The organism is Agromyces cerinus (assembly GCF_016907835.1).
Lineage (GTDB): Bacteria > Actinomycetota > Actinomycetes > Actinomycetales > Microbacteriaceae > Agromyces > Agromyces nitratus.
The window spans coordinates 1,980,137-2,005,221 of sequence record NZ_JAFBCT010000001.1 but is presented as its reverse complement, the minus strand read 5'-3'; the positions used below and the strand labels follow the sequence as shown (position 1 = coordinate 2,005,221).

Here is a 25,085-nt window from a genome sequence, read left to right as displayed (position 1 = left end):
GAGAGCTCACGCGGCGACTGCACTCGCCGATCGGTGGCACGCGGCCAGGTGGTCGTCGACCATGCCGGCCGCCTGCATGAGCGCGTACATCGTCGTCGGCCCGACGAAGCGGAATCCGCGACGGCGCAGCTCCTTGCTCATCGCCGCTGACTCCTGCGTCGTCGCCGGCACCTCGGCGAACGTGGCCGGCGCCACCCCGCGCCGCGCGGGTGCGAAGCTCCACAACAGCTCGTCGATGGGCAGGTCGAGTTCGAGCGTGGCACGGGCGTTCTGGATCGTCGCCTCGATCTTGCCCCGGTGACGGATGATGCGCTCATCGCCGAGCAGGCGCGAGACGTCGTCGTCGGTCATGGCGGCGACACGTTCGGCATCGAAGCCGTGGAAGACCTCGCGGAAGGCCGGACGACGCCGAAGGATCGTGATCCACGACAGACCCGCCTGGAATCCCTCGAGGCAGACCTTCTCGAAGAGCCGCACCGGATCGTGCTGCGGCGTGCCCCACTCCTCGTCGTGGTACCGGCGGTACTCGGGGTCGGTGGCGCCCCACCCGCATCGGGCGAGTCCGTCGTCGCCGACGACGATCTCGGGTCTGGGAATGACGCTCACGCGGCGAAGCCGATCTGCTCGTGGCCGAGCAGCCAGAGTTTGGTGGGAACGCCCTCGCCGCCGGAGTACCCGGTGATGCGCCCGTCGCTCGCGAGCACGCGGTGGCAGCCCACGATGATCGGCACGGGGTTCGCGCCGACCGCGCCGCCGATGGCCCTGGCGGACCCCGGCTTGCCGACTGCGGCCGCGAGTGCGCCGTACGAGGTGGCCTCACCCCAGCGCAGTCGCTCGAGCTCGGCCCAGACGGCCTGCTGGAAGGGGGTGCCGGTGAGTCGCACCGGAACGTCGAAGTCGAGGCGCTGCCCCGCGAAGTACTCGTCGAGCTGTTCGCGAGCCGCGCGGAGCACATCGTTGGGGCGTTCGGGCGTGTCGTCGTGGGGAAGCACGCCGCCGCTCTCGATGGAGAGGCTCGTGACGGCCTCGTCGTCGGCGACGAGTTCGAGACGCCCGATCGGGCTGTCGAGGCGGATGAGATACACGTTCGTCATGTTCCGAGCGTAACCGCGGCGTCCGACACCGGCTCGCGGGAATCGGACATCGCGGAACCTGCTCCCGACCGCGCGCTGTGGAGGAGGAGTCGGTGGGACCCGTCCTCCACATCGGCGATCTCGTCTCGATCGGATACGGATCCGAGACCGGCGCCGCCGGAAGCGCGGCAGCAGGCGAGGCTCGGCGCATGACGACCATCATCCGCGCCGAAGCGGCGCACGACTTCCTCGCCCTCGTCCCGGCGCTGGCCGGGTTCCAGCCCCAACGGTCGCTCCTCTGCGTGGCGTTCAGCGGCAACCGCACGGCCGGCGTGCTGCGGTTCGACCTCCCGCGACGGGCGCGCGATCGCGAAGCGCTCGCCGCCATGGTCATCGGCACGCTCTGCCGGATGCGAGGCGTCGACGCAGTCGTGCCGATCGTGTACACCGAGGCGCGATTCGGCGCGGGCCGGGGGATTCCGGGGCGATCGCTGCTCGGAATGCTCACCGCCCGCGCCGAGGAGGCCGGATTCCTCGTGCGCGATGCACTGTGCCGGGCATCCGACGGATGGGGGTCGCTGCTCGATCCGCAGACGCCGGCCACGGGGCATCCGCTCGCCCTCATCGACGAGAGCCCCGTGACGCGCCTCGCCGCCGGCGCGGGGGAGTCGGTGGCCTCGTCGCCGGCCGCGAGCGCGGACCTGCCCGAGCCCGAGCCCGACGGCGCCGCTCGACTCGCTGAATCGCTCGCCGAGCTCACCGGCGACGGGCGCGAAGACGCGCTGAGGCGACTGGGGGAGAACGCCGATCCGGTCGCACTCGTCGAGACGCTGCTCGTTCGCGACGGCACGCATCCGCCGCTCCGCCTCGCGTGGTTCCTGCACCTCTCGTCCGTTCCCGCCGTGCGCGATGCCATGATGCTGCAGATCGGGTTCGGCGCGCTGATCGGCGAGGCGGCGCACGATGACGCGGTCGCCACGGCCGAGCGCGCGGCCGAGCACGACGAGACCGTCGAGCGTCTCGTCGTGCGGGAGTCGGCGACCGGTGCGACCGGCGAGGTGAGCGACATGCTCTCCCGGCTCATGGTCGGCCAGTCGCAGTTGCGCCCCGATGCCCGTCGGGTCGAGCGGGCGCTCGCGCTGCTGCGCCAGCTGGTCGCGAACGCCCCGACGACCCATCGCGTCGGCCCGCTCTGCATCGCCGCATGGCTCGCGTGGTCGCTCGGCAGGGGCTCGGCGGCCGGGGCGTACCTCGATCGGGCCCTGGAGATCGATCCCGATCACTCGATGGCTGGTCTGCTCGGCGCACTCGTCGGCAGCGGCACGCTGCCCGAGTGGGCGTTCAGTGGCCGGTGAGCCCGCCGACGGCACGGGCGAGCAGCGACGTCCGGCCGGTGAGCCGTTCCTCCGCGTCGGAGAATCGCATGCCGAGCACGCCGAGGTTCGCACCGAGGTACCGAAGCGGCTCCGGCTCCCACAGCGGCGACCGGTGATTCACCCACGGGAGGGCGGTCAGGTTGCTCTGCACGCCGCGCACGAGGTCGGACATGGTTCGGCCGGCGAGATTCGTGGTCGAGAGGCCATCGCCGACATACGCGCCGGCGAACCCCACGCCGGTCTTCGGGTTGTAGCTCGCGGTCGCGTTCCAGTCGCGTGCGACGCCGAGCGGGCCGCCCCAACGATGGGTGATGCGGGTGCCGGCGATCGCGGGGAAGAGCTCGAACAGTGCGGCGCGCAGCCGGCTGAAGACGGCCTCCGCCTGTTCGAACGCGGGATGCAGCGCGCTGCCCCAGTGATAGCTCGCGCCACGGCCGCCGAAGGCGAACCTGTTGTCGGCCGTGCGCTGTCCGTAGACGAGCAGGTGGCGGAAGTCGCTGAACGTCGTGCCGTGCGCGAGGCCGATCTCGTCCCAGACCTCGTCGGCGAGCGGTTCGGTGGCGATCATGAGGGAGTAGAGGGGGAGGATGCGCCGGCGCACACGCGGCAGGCTCGCGCCGTACCCCTCGGTCGCGACGATCACGTGTCGCGCCGAGACCGTGCCCTCGGCGTCGTTGCCGTCGAGCGTGCGGAACCGCACCCTGCCCGCCGACCAGTCGACGACCTCGGTCTGCTCGAACACCGAGACGCCGAGCTCCTCGACGACACGGGCGAGGCCGCGCACGAGCTTCGCCGGGTGCACCCGTGCGCACGACGGATCGAAGACCGCGTCGGGTGCCCGGCCGTCGAGACCGGTCGCACCGTACGTCGCCGCGACGACGTGCGCTTCCCGGTACTCGAGCGCGTCGACCCCGAACCGGCGTGCGTCGTCGACCTCGGCGGCGGCGAGTTCGCGCTGCGAATCACTCCGTGCGAAGGTGACGGTGCCGCCCTTCACGAAGTCGCAGTCGATGCCCTCGCGTGCGGTGATGCGGCCGACCTCGTCGACGGTGTCGAGCATCGCACGTCGCATCGCCACCGCCTGGTCGTAACCGTGATCACGTTCGATCGATGCGGCCGACTGCGGGAACAACGCCGAGCACCAGCCGCCATTTCGGCCGGACGCCCCGAATCCCGAGAACTCGCGCTCGAGCACGGCGATGCGCAGGGTCGGATCCGCCTGCACCAGAGCGTAGGCGGTCCAGAGGGCCGTGAGTCCGCCGCCGATCAGGCAGACGTCGAACCGGGCGCTCGAAGCGAGGGCGGTGCGCGGGCGGAGATCGTCGAGCCCGCGCACGACCAGGTCGTCGAGCCAGAAGCTCACCCGACGGGACGAATCCGGTGAGGCATCCGTCACCGTCGGGCGAGCCCCCGCCATCAGAGCCGGTTGGAGGCTTCGGTCAGCACACCGCGCAGCTTCTGCTCGATCTCGGCGAACTCCGCCGGGCCGATCGTGAGCGGCGGCGCCAGCTGGATCACGGGATCGCCGCGGTCGTCGGCGCGGCAGTAGAGACCCGCGTCGAAGAGCGCCTTCGACAGGAACCCGCGGAGCAGGCGCTCGGACTCGTCGTCGTCGAAGGTCTCGCGCGTCTCCTTGTCCTTCACGAGTTCGATGCCGAAGAAGTAGCCGTCGCCGCGCACGTCGCCGACGATCGGCAGGTCGAGCAGCTTCTCGAGCTCGGCACGGAACAGCGGCGAGTTCTCGAGAACTCGTTCGTTCAGCTTCTCCTCCTCGAAGATGTCGAGGTTCTCGAGTGCCACTGCGGCCGACACGGGGTGACCGCCGAACGTGTAGCCGTGGTAGAACGACGTGTTGCCCTCGGCGAACGGGGCGTAGATCTTCTCGGAGACGATCGTCGCGCCGATGGGGGAGTAGCCCGAGGTCATGGCCTTCGCGCACGTGATCATGTCGGGCACGTAACCGTAGGCGTCGCACGCGAACATGTGGCCGAGGCGGCCGAAGGCGCAGATGACCTCGTCGGAGACGAGGAGCACGTCGTACTGGTCGCAGATCTCGCGCACGCGCTTGAAGTAGCCGGGGGGCGGCGGGAAGCAGCCGCCGGAGTTCTGCACCGGCTCGAGGAACACGGCGGCGACCGTCTCGGGGCCCTCGAAGAGGATCATCTCCTCGATGCGGTTCGCCGCCCAGAGACCGAAGGCCTCGAGGTCGTCGGCCGGGGCGCCCATCTCGGCGGCGCGGTAGAAGTTCGTGTTCGGCACGCGGAAGCCGCCGGGGGTGACCGGCTCGAACATCTCCTTCATGCCGGGGATGCCGGTGATCGCGAGGGCGCCCTGAGGGGTGCCGTGGTAGGCGACCGAGCGGGAGATCACCTTGTGCTTCGTCGGCCGGCCCTGGAGCTTCCAGTAGTACTTGGCGAGCTTGAAGGCCGTCTCGACGGCTTCACCGCCGCCCGTCGAGAAGAAGACCCGGTTCAGGTCGCCGGGTGCGTAGCCCGCCAGTCGGTCGGCGAGCTCGATCGCCGAGGGGTGGGCGTACGACCAGATCGGGAAGAAGGCGAGCTGCTCTGCCTGCTTGGCGGCGACCTCGGCGAGCCGCGCGCGCCCGTGGCCCGCGTTCACGACGAAGAGACCGGCCAGACCGTCGAAGTACTCCCGGCCCTGGACGTCGTAGATGTGGTGGCCCTGACCGCGGGTGATGATCGGCACCCCCGACGTCTCCATGGTGGACTGCCGGGAGAAGTGCATCCAGAGATGATCCTTCGCCTTCTGCTGCAGCACGTCGTTGTCGTAGACCGTGTCGGTCATTGCCATCCCTTTCTCGATGAGCACCCGCTGACTCAGCGGGTGCCCCAGTTGTAGAACTGCTTCTGGAGCTTCAGGTAGACGAACGTCTCGGTCGACTGCACGCCCTCGATCACGCGGATCCGCGTGTTCAGGAGTTCGAGCAGCTCGTCATCGTTCTCGCAGACGACCTCGGCCATCACGTCGAAGCTGCCCGCGGTGAGCACGACGTAGTCGATCTCGGGGATCTCGGCGAGGCGAGCGGCCAGCACGCGGGTGTCACCCGCGGTGCGGATGCCGATCATCGCCTGCGTGGTGAATCCGAGCTGCATCGGGTCGGTCACGGCCACGATCTGCATCACACCCGACTCCGTGAGCCGCTGCACGCGCTGGCGCACGGCGGCTTCCGACAGGCCGACGGCCTTGCCGACATCGGCGTACGAGCGCCGCCCATCGGCCTGCAGCTGTTCGATGATCGCCTTCGAGACGTCGTCGAGCTGCACGGGTCGGGGCTGCGAGGAACGCCCGTTGTTCGTCATGCCACGATTGTGACAGTGACGAATGCCCCGTGCAAGCGATTCCGTTGAATATCGGCGCAAAATCGACTGAATCCACAGCAATAGCCTGGTTTGGGCTGCGGATCGCGGAGGCGCCGATGCTGCGCAGCCCCGTCGTGGCCCGGTATCCGGCGTCCACGAATTCAGGATGGACGACCAGGCACGACCCCTCGTGCGCAGACCCCGCACGGTGCCAGAATGTCCGCATGGTCTCAGGCGCTGTCTCGAGTTCGGCGTCGGCCGGTGCCCCCGCGTGGGATGTGATCGTGGGAGACCGGTTCATCGCCGCGGTCGCCGCACCCGCTCCCGAAGCGGTGCTGAACGCGCTCTCCGAAGCGGCGAGCGACGGTCGACTCGCGCTCGAGACGCTCGTGGGGCTGGTGCCGTCGGGCCGCGTCGACCCGGTGGAGTCGTTCGGTCTCGTCTGGTGGGCGGAGGAGGCGGTGACGAGCGTGACCGCCGTCGTTCGCGGCGACGCGGTCGTCGACCTCGCCTCACCGGGCGGCAGCCGCAGGTTCGACGCGCGCGGCATCCGTCCGTGGCACCTCGCAGACTTCGACGACGTGGTGGCGCTGCGCATCACCGACGCCGCAACGCCGCTCGAACGCGAGCAGACCGCTGGCGAACCCGTGGTGCCTCGACGGGCGAGCCTGCGAGCCTCCTCGGTCGGGTGGACGGCGGCCGGCAGTCCGGCGGATGCCCCTGCTCCCACGCCCTGGCTCGACGCCGACACATTGCTCGCGCCCCGCCAGCGGGAGGCGGACCTCGGAGCGTCCGTCGCCGACACGGTCATCACCCCGCGGCAGGTGCGGCGCGTGCCAGACGACATCGGCACCTCGCCGACCGGATCGCCCACGTCTCCGACGGGTGCCGCGGCGGATCCGGCACCGAGCGGTCCTCGCTTCCGCATCGGCGACGGGCAGCCCATGACGATCACGGCACCCGTGCTCATCGGTCGGAAGCCGCTGCCTCCGCGTGTCGCGGGCAGCGGCATGCCGCCCGAACTCCTCACGGTCGAATCGCCGGCGGCGATCGTCTCGGGCACGCACCTCGAGCTGCGCATCGTCGGCACCCGACTCGTCGCGACCGACCTGCACTCGACCAACGGCACGGTGCTCCGCACGCTGTCCGGCGCACGACGGCTCCGTGCGGGGGAGTCGGTCGTGGTGCTTCCGGGCACCGCTCTCGATCTCGGAGACGATACGATCATCGAGATCCTCCTCGCCCAGGATTCCCCCGGCGCATGACCCCTACAGACAGCAGGCTTCACAGGTGACCCAGATCGGCAATGGCAACGCCCGCCATCGGATCACGCTGCCCGACGGCACCGAGGTCACCCTCGCCTGGGCCGCGGTCACCGACACCGGCCTGCGCCGCGAGGTCAACGAGGACAGCTTCGTCGCCCAGGCGCCGATCTTCGCCGTGGCCGACGGCATGGGCGGCCACGCCGCCGGCGACTTCGCGAGCGCCGCGGTCGTCACCCGGCTCGCCGAGCACGGTGGCAAGACGCTCGTCGGCACTCCCGAGATCGACCACGCCCTCCGCCTCGCGGTGCAGGACATGGGCCGCGGCGCCGGCGTCACCGACGAGGGCAGCGGCACGACGGTCACAGGTGCCGCGATCGGGGCGATCGCGGACGAGCCGGCCTGGATCGTGTTCAACATCGGAGACTCGCGCGTCTACCGGCTGGTGGGCGGGGTGCTCGAGCAGCTGACGGTCGACCACTCGATCGTGCAGGAACTCGTCGACGCCGGGCAGATCACTCGCGAAGAGGCCGACACCCACCCGCACTCGAACGTGATCACGCGTGCCGTCGGATTCCACGAGGCGCCGATCCCCGACTATCGCGCGATCGCCGTCGAGCCCGGCATGCGGCTGCTCATCTGCTCCGACGGGCTCACGAAGGAGCTCACGACCTACGGCATCCGCCACTTCCTCGTCGCCAATGCGAAGGCCGAGAAGGCCGCGCACCAACTGCTCGAAGCGGCGCTCGGCAACGGAGGACGCGACAATGTCACGGCGATCGTGGTCGACGTCCTGAAGGTCGTGCGCCCCGAGGGCGCGCAGCCGTCGGGCGAGGTCGAGCCGGCGCACCGCTGATCCGAGGCCGCGGCCCGGTTGTCGTGATGTGCACCGCACCACGAGGCATCCGTCGCCCGCGGATACAATGATGGGCACCGGGCGCCACCGGCCACCGGGCGGCGTCCCACCGACCCAGAGCAGGCAGGAGGATCGTGTCTCGACGACTGCCGTCCACGCCGCCGAACCTGCCGGGTTTCGCGTTCATCCGCGTGCTCGGGTCGGGCGGATTCGCCGACGTCTTCCTCTACGAGCAGAACATGCCGCGGCGCCTCGTCGCGGTGAAGGTGCTGCTCGCCGAGGTCGTCAACGACGACCTGCGGCAGATGTTCCAGGCCGAGGCGAACCTCATGGCCCAGCTCTCCTCCCACCCGTCGATCCTGACGGTCTACCAGGCCAGCGTCGCGGCCGACGGCCGGCCGTACCTGGTGATGGAGTACTGCTCGGCCTCGCTCGGCCAGCGCTACCGTGCGGTGCAGTTGCCGCTGGCCGAGGTGCTCGCGGTCGGCGTGCGCATCGCGAGTGCGGTCGAGACGGCGCACCGGCAGGGCGTGCTGCACCGGGACATCAAGCCGTCGAACATCCTCACGACCGCCTACGGCCACCCCGTGCTCTCCGACTTCGGCATCGCGGCGACCCTCGGCGAGGCCGAGTCCTCCGACGCGGTCGGCCTGTCGATCCCGTGGTCGGCGCCCGAGGTGCTGCACGACGAGGTGTCCGGCAGTGTCGCGAGCGAGGTCTGGTCGCTCGGCGCGACCGTGTACTCGCTCCTCGCCGGTCGCAGTCCGTTCGAGACACCGGGCGGCGACAACGGATCCGGCGCGCTCATGGGCCGCATCGACAAGGCGAAGTACACCCCGACAGGGCGACTCGACGTGCCGAAGAGCCTCGAGCAGGTGCTCGCGCGTTCGATGTCGCGTCGACCGTCGAACCGGCAGTCCAGTGCGCTCGAGTTCGTCCGCGACCTGCAGTCGGTCGAGGAGGAGCTCGGCCTCTCCCAGACGCCGCTCGAGGTCGCGATGGACGACTGGGCGCTCGCGACCGCCGTCGACGTCGACGAGCAGACCCGCATCAGCGGTGCCCACGGCATCGGCGACGCGGCACCGCGTCGGCGGCGCGCGCGGAGCGGTGCGTTCGGCGCCACCCGGTCGGAGGCGGACTCCCGCCCTCGTGACCTCGGCACGAGCCGGATTCGAACGACCCCGCCGACGTCTGCGCGCCTCGCCTGGGGCATCTCGCTCGTCTCGGTGCTCCTGATCGCGCTCGTCGGCGCGGGTGCGTACTTCGTGATCCAGGGCACCAGGTCGATCCCAGTCGTGACCGACGTGCAGGGCGTCGATGCGGGTGAGACCGTGACCTTCTCCTGGAACGACCCGGGGCTGCAGAGCTCCGATGCGTATGTCGTGACCGTCGACGGCGAGACCCAGCCGCTGCAGCGAGAGGCGCGGGTGACCGTGCCGGCCGAAGACGGCGACCGGGTCTGCGCGAGCGTCCGGGTGGTGCGCGACGGAAAGTCGGGTGCCGCGAGCGCCGAGCGCTGCGTCGAGGTGTCCGTCGATCTCGGTGATGGTGCATGATGCCGCGGCTTCCCGACCTGACCAGACTCCCCAAGCCGCGATCCGCTGTCGTCACCGCCGCGGCGACCACCGCCGTGGTCGCACTCGTCGCGGGCGTCGCGATCGCGTCCGGCGGGTACGCCGCCCAACGGGTCGACCTCGGCGATGCCGCCGTGTGGGTCAGCAGCAACGAGTACCAGGCCATCGGCCGTGCGAACACGGCGCTGCTCGAACTGAACTCGGTCGTCGAGACCGGCTCGACCGGCACGGAGATCGTGCAGCAGGGGGCCACCGTGCTCGCGCTCGATCGTGTGAGGGCGACCGTGCGGATCGTCGACGCGACGACCTCGAGCCTCACCGAGACCGTCGCGGTCCCTCCCGACGACGCGACGCTCGCCCTCGCCGGTTCGAGGGTCGTCGTCACCTCGGACGGCGACGTCTGGACGACGCCGGTCGACCGGTTCGCGCAGTTCGACGCCGACTCCGAGCCGATGCTCGCGTTCGGCACCGGGTCGGTGACGTCGGTCGATCCCGACGGCACGCTCTTCGCCTACACGCCGTCGACCGGTGACGTCGCGCAGGTCGATGCGGCCGAGGCCGAGACCGTGCGCACCCGCTGGCAGACCGCGGCGGTCGCTCGCGACGCCGAGGTGCAGATCACCTCGGTCGCCGACCGCTGGGCCGTGTTCGACGTCGGCACCCGGACGCTCCACCTCGATCGGGGTCCGGTCGACCTCTCAGCACTCATCGCCGCCAACGACGCCCCGGTGCTCCAACGCCCGTCGAGCGGTGGCGACGACGTCGCGATCGCCACCCGCCGAGGCCTCATCACCGTCGGGCTCGACGGCGACGAGCCGCGCACCCGCGTCGACGAACCATCGGGACTGCCGGCTGCACCGTACATGCACAACGGATGCCTCTACGCGGCGTGGGCCGGGGGAACCGCGTGGCGGTCCTGCACGGCGGGCGGCGACGAGGACCCCGTCGAGCTGCCCTCGGCGACCGCGAGCGGTGACTACACCTACCTCGCCAACGGCGCCACGCTCGTGCTCAACGAACGGCGCACCGGCAAGACCTGGGCCGTCGGCGCCGCGTTCGGCCTCATCGACAACTGGGAAGCGCTCCTCAAGATCGAGCGCGACGAGGAGACGATCGAGCAGAACGACCCCGACACGCCGCCGACGACCGAGAAGAGCCAGGTGGCGCCCGTCGCGGCCGACGACGAGTTCGGTGCGCGCCCGGGGCGGACGACGCAACTGCCGGTGCTGCTGAACGACTACGACGCCAACGGCGACGCCATGGTCGTCGACGCCGTCGACGGCGAGCTGCCGGCGGGCGTCGCCCTCGATCGGATCGCCGACAACCAGCAGTTGCAGCTCGTGCTCGGCGACGAGGCATCCGGTGTCATCAGCTTCGGCTACACGGTCGACGACGGCTTCGGCGGCACCGCCCACGCCACGGTGAGCGTGACCGTGCGCGATGCCGAAGAGAACTCACCGCCCGAACAGCGACGGCCGACCAAGACCCTCGTGCAGGAGGGGGGCCGCGTCAGCACGGCCGTGCTCGGCGACTGGGTCGACCCCGACGGCGACCCGTTCTTCCTCCGGCGCGCCACGGCCGCCGAACCGGACTCGTTGTCATCGACGGCCGACGGCGTGGTCGTGTTCGACGAGAAGGGCGGCGCCGGAGCGGACCGGACCGTCTCCCTCGAGGTGTCCGACGGACGAGACGACGCCGTCGGCGCACTCGGCATCGGCGTTCGGGCGCCCGGCAGCGTGCAGCTCATCGCCGATCCGTTCGTCGTGCTCGCGACGGCGGGGCAGGAGGTGCGCATCGACCCGCTGCGGCACGTGCGCGGCGGCTCGGGCCAGGTGCAGCTGACCGCGGTGCCCGCGAAGCCCGACGCGCAGCTGACGCCCGACTTCGACGGCGGGACCTTCCGCTTCTCGAGCTCGGCTGTGCGGACGCATTCGCTCGAGTACACCGTGACCGACGGCGTCTGGACGACGACGGGTCGAGTCCGGGTCGACGTCTCCGCCCCGCCCGAGCGCGACACCACGCCCATCACCGTTCCGCACACGGTGTTCATCAGGGGCGGCCAACCCGTGGACGTCGACGTGCTCGCCACGGACATCGACCCGACCGGCGGCGTGCTGATCCTCACCGGTCTCGGCGAGCCGAAGGCGGAGGCGGGCGTGCAGGTCGAGGTCGTCGACCACCGCATCCTCCGCGTCACCCTCATCGGTCCGCTCCCGAACGGATCGAGCGTGTTCGGCTACCGCGTCAGCAACGGCCTCGCCGAAGCGGTCGGCGAGGTCACGGTCGTCGAGGTGCCGCAGCTCGAGTCCCCGCAATCGCCCGTCGCCGTGCCCGACAAGATCTCGGCACGCACCGGCGACGTGGTCGACATCGCGGTGCTGGCCAACGACGAGCATCCCGACGCACTGCCGATCACGCTCGAGCCGACCCTCGACCAGGCGCCGAAGGCGGGTCTGCTCTTCGCCGCCGGCGACCGGCTCCGCTACTTCGCTCCAGACGAGCCGGGGGAGTACGAGGCGGTCTACCGCGTGACCGGCCCCGACGGTCAATGGGCCACCGCGACCGTGCAGATGTCGGTGCGCGAAGCCGACCCCGACAGCAACACGCCGCCGGTCCCGGCGACCGTCACCGCCCGGGTGCTCTCGGGAGAGACGGTGCGGATCCCCGTGCCGCTCGGCGGATCCGACCCCGAGGGCGACAGCGTGCAACTGCTCGGCCAGGGCGGCAACCCCGACCTCGGCAACGTCACCGCGCACGGGGCCGACTGGCTCGAGTACCAGGCGGGGGAGTACTCCGCCGGCACCGACACGTTCGAGTACGAGGTCGTCGACGCGCTCGGCGCCCGCGCCGTGGGCACCGTCAGGGTCGGCATCGCACCGCGACTCGACGGGGCCCGCCGCCCGACCGCCGTCAACGACGTCGTCGTGGTGCGGCCGGGTCGCACCGTCGCCGTTCGCGTCCTCGAGAACGACTCCGATCCCGACGGCGGCGCGCTGACGCTGAAGGACGTCACTGCGACCGAGGGTGATGCCGTCGCCGAGATCGTCGACGATCGAATCGAGGTCGCGCTCCCTCCGGGTGAAGGGAAATACGGCTTCAGCTACACCATCGAGAACGAGCAGCTCGGCCACGCATCGACCTTCCTCAGCATCACGGCGAGCGAGGACGCCCCGCTCGCACGCCCCGAGGCATCCGACACCGTCCTCACGCTGAGCGACATCCTCGACGAGGACGTCGTGGACGTCCCGGTGCTGCGCAACGTCTTCCTCGCCGACGCCGACGTCGCCGATGTCGTCGTCGGACTCGTCGACGGCTACGACCGGGGCGCCGAGGTACGCCGCGACGGAAGCATCCGCGTGCAGGTCGAAGACCGGCGGCGCGTCATCCCGTTCTCGGTGGCCCACCCCGAGGACCCCTCGATCGTGTCGTACGCGTTCATCTGGGTGCCCGGGCGCGACGATGCGCTGCCGCAGCTTCGGGCCGATGCTCCCGACGTCGTCGTGGTGAGCGGAGACGAGGTGACGCTCGATCTCGAGGACTTCGTCATCGCCGCGTCGGGACGCCCGGTGAAGATCACGGATGCCGCGACCGTGCGTGCCTCGCACAGCGACGGCTCCGACCTGGTCGTCGACCAGGACACCCTGCGATATCGCAGCGAAGAGGGCTACTTCGGCCCGGCGTCCCTCTCGTTCACCGTCACCGACGGGGAATCGGCCGCCGACCCCTCTGCACGGACCGGGACCATCGTGATTCCGATCGATGTGCTGCCGACGGAGGACCAGCCGCCGGTGTTCACGGGCGGCGTCATCGACTTCGAGCCCGGGGAGTCGAAGGAGATCGACCTCCTGAAGCTCACGAACTACCCGTATCCGGCCGCGCGGGGTGAACTCGTCTACCGGTTGCTGCCGCCGCCGACGGAGGGGTTCCGCTTCGAGCTCGACGGCTCCGACCTCACGATCGAGGCGGAGGCATCGGCGTCCAAGGCGTCCCGGACGGTCGCGATCGGCGTCGCCGATGACTCGGGCGACGGCAAGCCGGGGCGCATCGAGCTGCGCGTGGTGCCGTCGACGAAGCCGATCGCGAGGCCCGCTCCCGACTCCGCGATCGTGCAGCGCGGACGAACGACGACGATCGACGTGCTCGCCAACGACGGGCCGACCAACCCGTTCCCCGACGTCCCGCTCCGCGTCGTCGATGTCCGCGGCACCGATGCGGACAGCCTCCCGAGCGGCGTGTCGATCGAGCCGAGCGAAGACCGGTCGCGACTCGAGGTGACGGTCGCGCCCGGGGCGGCTCCGGTGAACTCGACGGTGCAGTACGAGGTCGCCGATGCGACCGGCGACGCGGCTCGCAACGCCTGGGGCCTCGTCACGATCTCGGTGCAGGATCGACCCGATGCCGTCACCGGCGCTCGGGTCACGGGTTTCGGGGATCGCAGCCTCGACGTCGCGTTCGGGGCGGGCGCCTTCAACAACTCTCCGATCACGGGCTACGAGATCCAGCTCGTCGATGCGGGCACGGGCGAGGTCGCGAGCTCGTCGGTGTGCGCCGCGACGACCTGCACGGTCACGACCCCCGGCAACGGGCAGGCCGAGGCCGTGCACGTGCGGATCCGCGCGAGGAACGGGATCGGCCTCTCCGACCCGGTCGATGCGCCGGGCCCGATCTGGTCGGACGTCGTCCCTCCGCCGCCCACCGGAGTGCGCGCTCTCCCGCGCGACGGGTATCTCCGCCTCGAGTGGTCCCCGGTGCCCGAGGGGTCCGGAAGCGCCATCGGATCGTACGTGGTCACCGTCGCCGGGGTCTCGACCGAGGTCTCCGCAGCGGCGGTGTGCACGGCGACCGTCTGCTCCACGGACTCTCAGCCGCTCGAGAACGGAAGCCAGGTGCCGATCACGATCAGTGCCAGGAACCAGGCCTTCCCGGCGCTCGCGGTCTGGACCCAGGCCGGCGCCAGCGGCACTCCGTTCGGACCGCCCGTCGCCGGCGGGATCTCCGTCAGCGGCGATGCGGCGGCCGGCACCGTCACCGTCGCCTGGGACGCCTTCGCCGGAAACGGGGATCCGATCGGCGGATACTTCGTCCAACGTCTCGTCGACGGGGCCTCCGGGGTGCCCGCCGGGGCGCAAGCGTGCTCGGTGACCAGTCCCGCTCCCGGAACCGTCGTCGCGCCGTCCGGCGGCGGAACCGTCGCCGAGGTCGTGCACGTCGGCCCGGGCACGACCAGCGTGCAGTTCTCGGGCACGGCGACGGAGGCCACGAAGTACTCGTTCCTCGTCTGGGGCTACAACCGGGCCGCCTGCGCGAACACGGAGGTGGTCGGCACCGTGGTGCGGCCGGCGCCCGACTCCATCCGGAGGGTCGACAGCCACATGGAGATGCGCACCGCCGACACCTACGACCGCTACATCTCGGGCGTCGCGCCGGGAGCCTGGCGATACGACATCGTCGCCGTCGACGGAAACGGTGCGCAGATTCCCGGCACGCAGCAGAGCTTCGACGGTTCGGGGTGGGCGCAGGACCTCTTCGCCAGGCCGTACGGCGAAGCGGTGCGGTTCCAGGTGCGGAGCTGTTCGATCTGGGGCAGCTGCGGTCCGTGGTCGGACGTGCTGCCCGCCGATGCCCGCCCGTCGCTGACGTTCGCGCTGCCGAGCCGGGTCTGGAACGAGAGCACGAAGACCTGGTCGTGGACCTCGGTGCCCGAGAACTCCGGGCTTCCGGTGGCGTTCACCTGCGGCGTCGACGGCGACCGCAACGGCAAGCCGGCGCAGACCCCGACGAGCTGCCAGGTCCCCGAGGCGAAACCGGGCGACCGTGTCTGGTTGGATGTTGAGATCGCGGACGTCGTCGTCCGCTACCAGAACCGCTGAGAAGGAGCCGAGATGACCATGACCCCCGAGGAGGCCGCGCGGTTCGCCGCGACGCTCGATCGACTCGTCGGCGCGGTCGAGGAAGTGCTGCTCGGCAAGAACCGGGTCATCAGGCTCGCCTTCACGGCACTCCTCAGCGAAGGCCATCTGCTGCTCGACGACGTGCCGGGCACGGGCAAGACCTCGCTCGCCCGGGCGATGGCCCAGTCGATCGACGGCTCGAGCAATCGAGTGCAGTTCACCCCCGACCTGCTGCCCGGCGACATCACGGGCGTCACGGTGTACGACCAGCGTTCCGGCGTGTTCGAGTTCCACCCCGGCCCGGTGTTCGCGAACATCGTGCTCGCCGACGAGATCAACCGGGCGAGCCCGAAGACGCAGTCGGCGCTCCTCGAGGTCATGGAGGAGGGCCAGGTCACCGTCGACGGGCAGACCCACCCCGTGGGGCATCCGTTCATGGTGATCGCGACGCAGAACCCCGTCGAGCAGGCCGGCACCTATCGTCTCCCCGAGGCGCAGCTCGACCGGTTCCTGATGCGCACCTCCATCGGCTACCCCGACCACGCCTCGACCATCCGCATCCTCGAGGGCGCAGACCAGCGCGCTCACGAGCATCATGTCGCCTCGCAGCTCGCGGCGGCGGAGGTCGTCGAGATGGCCGCGGTCGCACGCACGGTGTACGTCGATCCCACGATCCACGACTACGTCTCGCGCATCGTCGACGCCACGCGTACCGCTCGCGAGGTGCGCCTCGGCGTCAGCGTTCGCGGCGCGCTCGCGCTGATCCGCGCGGCGAAGACCCACGCAGCGGGTCGGGGTCGTCACTACGTGGTGCCCGACGACGTCAAGGCCCTCGCCGAGCCGGTGCTCGCGCACCGGTTGATCCTCGACCCCGAGGCGGAGTTCGACGGCGTCACCGCATCGAACATGATCGCCCAGGTGTTGATCGAGACACCGCCCCCTTCGACCAGGCAAGCCGTGTGACACTCACCCAGACCCGAACGACGATCCCCGAGGAAGCCAGACGAGAGGGCCTGCTCGCGGTCGTGATCGGGCGCGCCGTCGTGGCCGCTCGCCATGCCGGTGCGACCCTCGCGCGCGCCGGCCGGATGGTGCAGGGAGTCGTGACCCCGATCGGCTGGTCGGTCATCGTCGTCGCCGTGCTCGCCCTCGCCGGCGGCTACACCTGGGGATGGCTCGAGCTCATCGCACTCGGGTGGGGCCTCGTCGCGCTCGTGGCCGCGGCATCCGTCTGGCTGATCGGTCGCGGAGCCGGCACCATCCAGCTCGTGCTCCCCTCGCCGCGAGTGGTCGTCGGCGAGCCGGCCGAGGCGCGACTGATCGCCGCCAATCCCGGTCGTCGCCGGTTCGGCGGCGTGCAGCTCGAGCTTCCGGTCGGCCGCCGCATCGTCGAACGGGTCCTTCCCGGGCTGCCGCGTGGCGGGGTCTTCGATGAGCAGTTCACGATTCCCACGGAGCGGCGGGGGGTCGTGCCGGTCGGCCCGGCGCGCACGGTGAGGGCCGATCCGATCGGCCTCATGCGGCGCGAGTTCGTCTGGTCGGAGACGGCCGAACTGCATGTGCATCCGCGCACCGTGCCGATCAACGCCCTCAGCACCGGGTTCATCCGCGATCTCGAGGGCACGCCGACGCGCGACCTCACGGCCAGCGACATCGCCTTCCATGCGCTGCGCGAGTACGTGCCCGGTGACGACCGCCGCTTCATCCACTGGCGCAGCTCGGCCAAGACCGGCACGTTCATGGTGCGTCAGTTCGAGGAGACCCGGCGCAGTCGCCTCATGGTGCTGCTCGATCTCGACCCGGGCGCCTACGTCGATGACGCCGAGTTCGAGCTCGCCGTCAGCGCCGCGGCATCCGTCGGCGCACGGGCGATCCGCGACGCGCGCACCGTGTCGTTCGTGGTCTCGGGGCGGCAGCCGAGCGCCGGCCCGCGCCGCAGCGCCATGCGCGAACTGCCGACCGTCTCCCGAGACCGTCTCCTCGACGCGCTGTGCCTCGTCGAGATGGCGACCGATGCGGTGATGCTCCCCGACGTGGCCCGTGCCGCGAGCGAGACGCTCGCCGGTGTCTCCCTCGCGTTCATCGTCACCGGAACGGCACGCGGCGTCGCACCCCTGCGAGCCGCGGCGACCCGGCTGCCGCCGGGGGTCGAGAGCATCGCGGTGCAGTGCTCGCCAGAAGGAGAGGCGCATGCGCGCACGATCGCGGGCCTGACCGTCTTCGGCATCGGCTACCTCGAGGACCTGCGCGCCATGCTCGCGAGATCGGCCTCGATCTCATGACCGCCCGCGTTCCCGCCGGCGCCCGCAGGTTCGGGCCCACCCTCGTCACCGTGGTGCTCGTCGTCGCCATGCTGGCCGCGGCGATGCTGCCGTGGTGGCCCGTCTACGAGAGTCCCGCCTTCCTCGTCGCTGCGGCGATCGCCATCGCGGCCGGAGTCGCGATCGGCGTCATCGGAGCGCGATTCCGCCTGGCGTCGTGGATCATCGTGCTCTCCGTGTTCGCCGCGTACCTCGTGCTCGGCGTGCCGGCCGCGGTGCCCGGTGCCGCGATCGGCGGCATTCTGCCGACCCCGTCCGGGATCGTCGAACTCCTCGCCGGAGCGGCGCTCTCCTGGAAGCAACTCGTCACGATCTCGGTCCCGGTCGGGTCCTATCAGGCGCTGCTCGTGCCGCCGTTCCTGCTGGGTCTCGTCACCTCCACCGCCGCGATCTCGATCGCGCTGCGCAGCAGGCGACCGGCGGCCGCCGCCCTGCCGCCCGCCGTGCTCCTCATCGCGGGCATCGCCCTCGGCGTCGTGCACTCGGCGCTCGCCGTCGAGGCCGGCATCGCATTTCTGATCACCGCCGTCGCCTGGCTCGTTCGAGTCGCCATCGCCGACCGGCGTGCGATCACGAGCGGGCGGCGGGTCGAGGCGGTGCTGACCGACGCACGTCGTGTGCTCGGCGCCTCCGCCCTCGTGGCCATCGCGGTCGTCGGTGCGACCGCGGCATCCGTCGCCCTGCCGGTGCCGCCCCGCAACGTCGTGCGGGCCGAGTTGCAGCCGCCGTTCGAGCCGAGACGGCACGACAGCCCGCTCGCCGGCTTCCGCGCCGCATTCGACGAGGATGTCGCCGACGACGTGATGCTCGACGTCCGTGGGCTCCGGGAGGGCGCGGGGCTGCGCATGGCGGCCCTCGATTCGTACGACGGCATCGTGTTCACGGTCGGCGGCGCCGAGTCCGCTTCGGCCTCTGGACGTTTCACGCGGGTGCCCTACCGGCTCGACCAGTCAGGCGTGAGCGGCGACACCGAGCCGCTCGCGATCGAGGTCGAGGTCGAGGGCTACGCCGACGTGTGGGTGCCCGGGGTGGGCCGTCTCGAACGCATGACGTTCGGCGGGCCGCGCGCCGAGGTGCTCACCGAGTCGTTCTTCTACAACGAGGTGACGAGCACGGGCGCAGTGCAGCGCCCGCTGCAGTCCGGCGATCGGTATGCGGCGAGCTCGGTGGTGCCCGTCGCCCCCGAGGAACTCGCCGAGCTGAGCCCCGGCTCCAGTGTGCTCCCGGCCGTGCCGGAGATGCCCGAGAAGCTCGCGCAACTGCTCGACGAGTGGGCCCCCTCGTCCGACGAGCCCGGAGTCCGGCTGCAGGCGATGATCGAGGGATTCCACGAGAACGGCTACGTGAGCCACGGTCTCGGAGAGGTACCGAGCAGATCGGGGCACTCGCTCGATCGACTCGCCGATCTCGCGACGGAACGGCCGATGGTCGGAGACGGCGAGCAGTATGCGGTCGCCGCAGCGCTCATGGCGCGTCGCATCGGATTCCCGGCACGAGTCGTCGTCGGCTACCTCCCGGGCGGAGCCGAAGAGGCCGCCTCGGTCGCCGGCGAGGCGGAGCAGGGCGAATCGGATGTCGAGAGCGACCCCGTACCCGACGGCGTCACCCGGTTCGTGAGCGGCGACAAGCAGGCGTGGATCGAGGTGCAGCGCGCCGATGGCGCCTGGATCGCCGTCGACCCGAACCCGAACCCGCGCCCGATCCCCGAGCGCGAGCCCGATCAGCCGACGATCGTGTCGAGGCCGCAGTCGGCGCTGCCCCCGCCGGCGGAGCGCACGCCGGTCGATGATCTGGCGAACGAACCCGAGACGCCTCCCGACGAGCCCGACGACTCGGCCGATGCCTGGGTGCAGACTCTGCTCGCGGTGCTCGGGGTGTCGGGCATCGTGCTCGGCGTGCTCGCCGTCATCGCGAGCCCGTTCCTCGCGATCATCGTCGCGAAGGTCCGGCGGCGGAGGCTTCGGCGGAAGGCGCCGAGCGCGGTCGAGCGCATCGAGGGCGGCTGGCAGGAGTTCGCGGACTCTGCTGCCGACTACGGGTATCCGATCCGGCCCATGTCGACGCGTGCCGAGCAGGCGGCGACGGTCGGCGGTCTCGCGCCGCTCGTGCTCGCCTCGGTCGTCGACCGTGCCGTGTTCGCACCCGATGGGCCGGCCGAGGGCGACGACCTCCTGGTCTGGGACTCGGTCGATGAACTCCAGGAGCGTCTCGGTGCTCCGCGGTCGCTGCGCGAACGGTTGCGGGCGGCGGTCTCGCTCACCTCGCTCGGCGGGTACGCTGTGACCCGGAGAGGAGGGCGTCCGTGACGTGTCGGATCTGCGGCGCTGAGCTGCCCGAAGGGGCCATGTTCTGCGGTGAATGCGGCAGCTCGACGAGCGCGACCCCCGAATCCCGCCGACGGCCCGACCCGCGGCCCGGCGACACGACGGTGATCGAACGGCCCGCCAGACGCAACAGCGGGGTGATCTCGATCCCGGTCGACGGCTTCCGCGCGGCAGTCGCGATCGGGTCGGTCGACGACGCCGGCGGTGAACTCCTCGCCCCTGCAGCGCCCGCGATGCACGAACCGCTGCCGACTGCCCCCGCTGCGACGCGCTTCGTGCTGACCTTCAGCACCGGTGAGACGCGCACCGTCTTCGGTTCGGGCCTGATCGGTCGTCGCCCGCTGCCGCAGCCCGGCGAGGTGTTCGACCATCTCGTGCAGATCGCCGACCGCTCGTTGTCGGTGTCGAAGACGCACGTCGAGTTCGGGGAGCACGACGGCACGCTCTGGGTCGCCGACCGGTTCTCGGGCAATGGCACGATCGTGCGGCGACCCGATGACGGTGCGATGCGCTGCGAGCCCGGTCGGCGTTACCTCGTGCCGCGGGGGAGCCGGGTCGAGCTCGCGGAGCAGTTCTTCGTCGTCTCCTGAGACGTTTCCGACGGCATCTGCGCCGCCGACTCGTCCTCCACAGGCGCACCGTCGGCCGGTGCTGCGCCGCGACGGCCGCCGCGATCGATGCCCGGCGGTTCGCGTGATCGGATCGCACGGTGGACCGATTCGACCTCGCCCCAGTCTCGCTGGACACCCCGCTCGCGCTGCCGCCGGCGCCGGCCGATCCTGCCCGAGCCGGCTTCCCCCTCATCGCGTCGCTCGCGCCCGTCGCCGGCGCGCTCGCGTTGTGGGCGATCACGGGTTCGCCGTTCTCACTCGTGTTCGCGGTGCTCGGCCCGATCGTGGCGATCGGCTCGATGCTCGACGCGCGACGTTCGGCACGACGTCTGCGACGACGGGCTTCGGTCGAGCGGCGGCGACTGCTCGATGAGCTCGTCGCCGAGATCGCGCAGCGACACGACCTCGAGCGAGGGGCGGCATGGCAGCGTTCGCCGTCATCGCGGCGACTGCTCGAGCAGTCGGAGCATCCGGCGTGGCGCGAGGCTGCCCCGCCGCCGATCGTGCTCGGCCGGGGCGCTGCGGCGAGCGCTCTGCGGGTCGATGGTGCGCCGGTCGACGCCGGCGACCGTGAGGTGCTGCTCGCCGCGGCCAGGCTCGACGATGCGCCGATGACCGCCGATATCGGAGCCGGGATCGGGTTCGTGGGCGAACTCCACCTCGCGCGGGCGGCCGCACGTGCGAGTGTCGTGCAGTTCGCCCATCATGCGCATCCGCAGCGGATCGCGATCGAGGTCGCGGAGGGCACCGATGGCGCCCACTGGGAGTGGCTGCGTGCGCTGCCGCACCGCGGGGGCCGCACGCGTACCGGTCTGGTCGTCGTCGATCCGACCGACGGGAGGCAGCGGCCCCTCGGGCCCTCGACGCTCGTTCCCCATGGCGAGCGCCCGCCCGCCATGGTCGTCGCGGTCGCGCGCACCGCGTCGGACCTGCCGCCCGGTCTCGGCACGATCGTGACGATGCAGACCCCCGATGCGGCGGTCGTGCGTCGCCAGCAGCAGGGCACCGCCGAGATGCTGATCGCCCCCTCGCTCGTCGGCATCGCGGAGGCCGCCGGGTGGGCGCACTCGCTCGCGGCCGTCGCGGAACGAGCCGGGCTCGGCGACCGCTCCAACGACCTTCCGCGACGGCTGGAGCTCGGCCGAGTGCAGGGCCGGCCCGACGAGGGTGACGACCGATCGAGCCTCGCCGTGATCGTCGGACAGTCTGCGGGAGGCGCCGTCGAACTCGACCTCGCACGGTGCGGCCCGCACGCGCTCGTCGCCGGAACGACCGGAAGCGGCAAGAGCGAGTTCCTGCTCGCGTGGATCGTCGCGCTCTCGGCCGCCCACCCTCCCGCCCGCGTCTCGTTCCTCCTCGTCGACTTCAAGGGCGGGGCGGCGTTCGAGCCGGTACGGGGCCTGCCGCACGTCACCGGTATCGTGACCGACCTCGATGACTCCGAGGCGGAGCGGGCCGTGCTCAGCCTGCGCGCCGAGCTCACGCACCGCGAGACGGTGCTCGCTCGGGCGGGCGCACGTGACATCGCCGGGCTCGATGACGACGTCGACCTGTCGCGACTCGTGATCGTCGTCGACGAGTTCCAGGCGATGATCGAGCGCTTTCCCGAGCTCGGGGCGGTCATCGGCGACATCGCCGCACGCGGTCGTTCGCTCGGGGTGCACCTCGTGCTCGCCTCGCAGCGGCCGAACGGTGTCGTCCGCGAGCAGGTCACCGCGAACTGTCCCATCCGAGTGTCGTTGCGCGTGCTGCAGCGATCCGACAGCGAGGCGGTGGTCGGAACGGCCTCGGCCTCGGAGATCCCGTCGGATCTGCCCGGCCGAGGCGTCGTCGATCCGGGCGACGGATGCCCCGTGCTCTTCCATTCGGCCATCGCGACGCCGGCCGTGATCGCCGAGGTCGGCGAGCGCGCGGCCGGATTCCCGCGCGCCCGCCGTACGTGGCTCGACCCGCTGCCGGGCCGGATCGCGCCCGATGCCGTGCGCGAGCTCCTCGGTGCGCTGCGACCGCCCGCGACGCCGGCGCAGAGCACGGCCGAACCGGCAGGCGACGGCGACGGTATCGGCTTCGGCGTCGTCGACGAGCCCGAGCGGCAGCGTCGCAGCCTTGCGCGGTGGGTGCCGCGACGCGACGGCGGCCTCCTCGTGCTCGGGAGGCCGGGCAGCGGGCGCAGCACGGCGCTGGCCGCGATCGAACGGGCCGCGATCCAACGGTCGGCGATCGAGCCGGCTGGCGCCGCACAGGTGACAACCGAGTCGGGTTGGGCAGGCGACCGCGCTTCGGGCGCACTCCGGCTCTCCGGGCCGTCGAGTGCGGTCTGGGACGGGCTCGTTGCGGCGCAGACGGCGGTTCGCGGCGGCGCAGCGCCCCCTGCTCTCGTCGTGCTCGACGACCTCGACACCCGGTTCCGCGCCTGGCCCGAGGAGTACCGGCACGCGGCGTTCGCGATGGCGGAGTCCCTGGTCAGGGAGGGACGCGGCCGGGGCGTCGCGGTCGCCGCATCGGCGGCCGACCTGCACGCCCTCGGCAGCGGTCTGCGTGAGGCGTTCGGAGCACGGCTCCTCCTCCGCCACGCGGCCCGCTCCGACCTGGTGCAGTCCGGTGGCCGCGGCGAGCTCTGGCGCGCGGGCGACGGTGCCGGCGCGGGTCAGTGGCACGGGCGCCGAGTGCAGGTGATCGAGGCGACGCCGGTCGCCGCACCGGCCTCTCCCACGGTTCCGCCGCTCCGGCTGCGTCCCGAGCTCCCGTATGCCATCGCCGCTGCCGAGCCCCGCGCGGCCGCGGCGGTGATCACCGAGGCCGGGCGAACCGCGATCGTCCTCGTCGCCGGCGGGGAGTCCGCCGTCAGGGCCGCCGTCGCCGCGCACCGGCTCGATGCGTCCCCGCCGGTGATCGTCGGCGACGCGGAGGCATGGGCGGCGAGCTGGTCGTTGACGGCAGCGCTCCGCGAGGAGGCCGGGCTCGTCGTGCACGGCGGCGCGGGGGAGTACCGGGCACTCGTGCGCTCCCGAGAGCTGCCGCCCCTGCTCGACGACGGGGCGGGGCAGTGCTGGCTCCTCGAACCGGGGCAGCGTGTTCGCCGCGCGGTCTGGCCGAGACGGCGCAACCACTGAATCGGTCGCGGGATCGGGCGAGAAGCGCTGATTCCGCACCAGATGTTCGCAGAAATTAACGATTTGGACATCATCGAGTGATTTCCGCCCAGCAGTGTGGCAGTATCTTCCCACCCTTGCACTGCTGCAAACCGAAACGGAGTCCCCCGTGAATCGACGCCCCCTGCCCCAGGACCCGATGATGCGATCGCTGATCCTCCAGGCCCGACAGATGCAGCTCAATCGCCGCACGTTGCTCGCCGGAGCGGGTGCAGGAGCCACTGCCCTGGCCCTCGCTGCGTGCTCGACCGGCGGAGGCCAGGCCAAGCCCACCGCCGCGGCGGACACCTCTGCCACCGACAAGACGGTCAACTGGGCCAACTGGGCCGCCTACATCGACGAAGACGACAGCGGCGCGTACCCCACGCTCGAGCAGTTCACCGAGGAGACCGGCATCGCGGTCAACTACGAGGTCGCCGTCGACGACAACAACACGTACTACGGCAAGGTGAAGGACCAGCTCGCCCTCGGCAAGGACATCGGCGCCGACACGGCCGTGCTCACCGACTGGATGGCAGCCCGCTGGATCCGCTTCGGCTACACGCAGGAGCTGAACCACGACAACATCCCGAACATCGTGAACCTCAACCCGGCGCTGCGAGACCCCGACTTCGACAAGGGCCGGGCCCACACGCTGCCCTGGCAGGGCGGCTTCGCCGGCATCTGCTGGAACAAGGAGGCGATCCCCGGCGGCATCGAGTCCGTCGAAGACCTCTGGAACTCCGATCTCAAGGGCCGCGTCGGCGTGCTCTCCGAGATGCGCGACACGATGGGGCTCATCCTGCAGCAGAACGGCGTCGACATCGCGAGCGACTGGGGCGACCCGGAGTTCGACGCGGCCATCGAGGTGCTCCGCGAACAGGTCGAGTCCGGTCAGGTGCGCAACATCAAGGGCAACTCCTACCTCGAAGACCTGAAGAGCGAAGACACCCTCGCGGCGATCTGCTGGTCGGGCGACATCACGGTCATCAACGCCGAGGCCGGCGACAAGTGGGAGTTCGCGATCCCGACCGCGGGTGGCACGCTGTGGAACGACAACTTCCTCGTGCCGATCGGCTCGCCGCGCAAGGCCAACGCCGAGGCGCTCATGAACTTCTACTACGACCCCGAGGTCGCCGCGGAGGTCGCCGCGTGGGTGAACTTCATCACGCCGGTCGCCGGTGCGAAGGAGGCCGCGATCGCGATCGATCCCGAGCTCGCCGAGAACCAGCTCATCTTCCCGAACGAAGAGACGCTGTCGAACGCGCACATCTTCCGATCGCTCAGCGGTGCCGAGGAGCAGAAGTACCAGGCGCAGTTCCAGAGCATCCTCCTGGGAGCGTGAG

At 71.1% G+C, this 25,085-nt stretch carries 16 protein-coding genes; 11 read left to right on the top strand and 5 right to left on the bottom strand.

The window, feature by feature from the left end; genetic code table 11:
* Positions 1 to 6 precede the first annotated feature (6 nt).
* Positions 7 to 597 carry a DNA-3-methyladenine glycosylase I gene (locus JOE59_RS09285; protein WP_204463331.1) on the bottom strand — a complete coding sequence of 197 codons (591 nt, stop codon included), beginning with the start codon at positions 595 to 597 and terminating at the stop codon, positions 7 to 9.
* A gap of 5 nt (positions 598 to 602) precedes the next feature.
* Entirely contained in the window at positions 603 to 1,094 is a 492-nt protein-coding gene (locus JOE59_RS09280; protein WP_204460035.1) for a methylated-DNA--[protein]-cysteine S-methyltransferase, read from the bottom strand.
* 92 nt (positions 1,095 to 1,186) lie between these two features.
* Here JOE59_RS09280 and JOE59_RS09275 point away from each other — a divergent pair, with 92 nt between their 5' ends.
* Positions 1,187 to 2,428: a DUF4192 domain-containing protein gene (locus JOE59_RS09275; RefSeq protein ID WP_204460034.1), complete on the top strand. Its 1,242-nt coding sequence runs from the start codon at positions 1,187 to 1,189 to the stop codon at positions 2,426 to 2,428.
* Here the strand turns inward: JOE59_RS09275 and JOE59_RS09270 are convergent.
* Genes JOE59_RS09270 through JOE59_RS09260 form a run of 3 tightly spaced genes read right to left on the bottom strand, consistent with a single transcriptional unit; the run spans position 2,415 to position 5,769 of the window.
* Positions 2,415 to 3,866: an NAD(P)/FAD-dependent oxidoreductase gene (locus JOE59_RS09270; protein ID WP_204460032.1), complete on the bottom strand. Its 1,452-nt coding sequence runs from the start codon at positions 3,864 to 3,866 to the stop codon at positions 2,415 to 2,417. The two genes, JOE59_RS09275 and JOE59_RS09270, sit on opposite strands and share 14 nt — an antisense overlap.
* Positions 3,866 to 5,254 (bottom strand): aspartate aminotransferase family protein, encoded by a 1,389-nt coding sequence (locus JOE59_RS09265; RefSeq protein ID WP_374191122.1) that lies wholly within the window; start codon positions 5,252 to 5,254, stop codon positions 3,866 to 3,868. The genes JOE59_RS09270 and JOE59_RS09265 overlap by 1 nt, the downstream gene beginning before the upstream one ends.
* 32 nt (positions 5,255 to 5,286) lie before the next feature.
* Complete coding sequence (locus JOE59_RS09260; RefSeq protein ID WP_204460027.1) at positions 5,287 to 5,769, bottom strand: Lrp/AsnC family transcriptional regulator; 483 nt, start codon at positions 5,767 to 5,769, stop codon at positions 5,287 to 5,289.
* A 224-nt stretch (positions 5,770 to 5,993) separates the two neighbouring features.
* Here JOE59_RS09260 and JOE59_RS09255 point away from each other — a divergent pair, with 224 nt between their 5' ends.
* From JOE59_RS09255 to JOE59_RS09210, 10 genes are all read left to right on the top strand, one after another.
* Complete coding sequence (locus tag JOE59_RS09255; protein ID WP_204460025.1) at positions 5,994 to 7,034, top strand: FHA domain-containing protein; 1,041 nt, start codon at positions 5,994 to 5,996, stop codon at positions 7,032 to 7,034.
* Positions 7,035 to 7,059: 25 nt separating this feature from the next.
* The gene (locus JOE59_RS09250) at positions 7,060 to 7,887 is read left to right on the top strand and encodes a PP2C family protein-serine/threonine phosphatase (protein ID WP_204460024.1); all 828 of its coding nucleotides are present in this window, start codon (positions 7,060 to 7,062) and stop codon (positions 7,885 to 7,887) included.
* A gap of 134 nt (positions 7,888 to 8,021) precedes the next feature.
* The gene (locus JOE59_RS09245) at positions 8,022 to 9,443 is read left to right on the top strand and encodes a serine/threonine-protein kinase (RefSeq protein WP_204460022.1); all 1,422 of its coding nucleotides are present in this window, start codon (positions 8,022 to 8,024) and stop codon (positions 9,441 to 9,443) included.
* Positions 9,443 to 15,331: an Ig-like domain-containing protein gene (locus JOE59_RS09240; RefSeq protein ID WP_204460020.1), complete on the top strand. Its 5,889-nt coding sequence runs from the start codon at positions 9,443 to 9,445 to the stop codon at positions 15,329 to 15,331. The genes JOE59_RS09245 and JOE59_RS09240 overlap by 1 nt, the downstream gene beginning before the upstream one ends.
* Positions 15,332 to 15,343: 12 nt before the next feature.
* Positions 15,344 to 16,315 carry an AAA family ATPase gene (locus JOE59_RS09235; protein WP_204460018.1) on the top strand — a complete coding sequence of 324 codons (972 nt, stop codon included), beginning with the start codon at positions 15,344 to 15,346 and terminating at the stop codon, positions 16,313 to 16,315.
* Positions 16,312 to 17,634, top strand: a complete 1,323-nt coding sequence (locus JOE59_RS19095; protein ID WP_204460016.1) for a DUF58 domain-containing protein — start codon at positions 16,312 to 16,314, stop codon at positions 17,632 to 17,634. The genes JOE59_RS09235 and JOE59_RS19095 overlap by 4 nt, the downstream gene beginning before the upstream one ends.
* Complete coding sequence (locus JOE59_RS09225; RefSeq protein ID WP_204460014.1) at positions 17,631 to 19,979, top strand: transglutaminase TgpA family protein; 2,349 nt, start codon at positions 17,631 to 17,633, stop codon at positions 19,977 to 19,979. The genes JOE59_RS19095 and JOE59_RS09225 overlap by 4 nt, the downstream gene beginning before the upstream one ends.
* Positions 19,976 to 20,587: a zinc-ribbon domain-containing protein gene (locus tag JOE59_RS09220; RefSeq protein WP_204460012.1), complete on the top strand. Its 612-nt coding sequence runs from the start codon at positions 19,976 to 19,978 to the stop codon at positions 20,585 to 20,587. The genes JOE59_RS09225 and JOE59_RS09220 overlap by 4 nt, the downstream gene beginning before the upstream one ends.
* Positions 20,588 to 20,706: 119 nt before the next feature.
* Positions 20,707 to 23,721: an FtsK/SpoIIIE domain-containing protein gene (locus tag JOE59_RS09215; protein ID WP_204460010.1), complete on the top strand. Its 3,015-nt coding sequence runs from the start codon at positions 20,707 to 20,709 to the stop codon at positions 23,719 to 23,721.
* Positions 23,722 to 23,869: 148 nt separating this feature from the next.
* Entirely contained in the window at positions 23,870 to 25,084 is a 1,215-nt protein-coding gene (locus JOE59_RS09210) for an ABC transporter substrate-binding protein (protein ID WP_307837013.1), read from the top strand.
* Position 25,085 lies beyond the last annotated feature (1 nt).

Coding starts and splice junctions, on each gene's coding strand:
- JOE59_RS09240 (WP_204460020.1), top strand. CDS start 9,443: ATGCCGCGGCTTCCCGACCTGACCAGACTCCCCAAGCCGCGATCCGCT.
- JOE59_RS09280 (WP_204460035.1), bottom strand. CDS start 1,094: ATGACGAACGTGTATCTCATCCGCCTCGACAGCCCGATCGGGCGTCTC.
- JOE59_RS09270 (WP_204460032.1), bottom strand. CDS start 3,866: ATGGCGGGGGCTCGCCCGACGGTGACGGATGCCTCACCGGATTCGTCC.
- JOE59_RS09235 (WP_204460018.1), top strand. CDS start 15,344: ATGACCATGACCCCCGAGGAGGCCGCGCGGTTCGCCGCGACGCTCGAT.
- JOE59_RS09225 (WP_204460014.1), top strand. CDS start 17,631: ATGACCGCCCGCGTTCCCGCCGGCGCCCGCAGGTTCGGGCCCACCCTC.
- JOE59_RS09260 (WP_204460027.1), bottom strand. CDS start 5,769: ATGACGAACAACGGGCGTTCCTCGCAGCCCCGACCCGTGCAGCTCGAC.
- JOE59_RS09265 (WP_374191122.1), bottom strand. CDS start 5,254: ATGACCGACACGGTCTACGACAACGACGTGCTGCAGCAGAAGGCGAAG.
- JOE59_RS09255 (WP_204460025.1), top strand. CDS start 5,994: ATGGTCTCAGGCGCTGTCTCGAGTTCGGCGTCGGCCGGTGCCCCCGCG.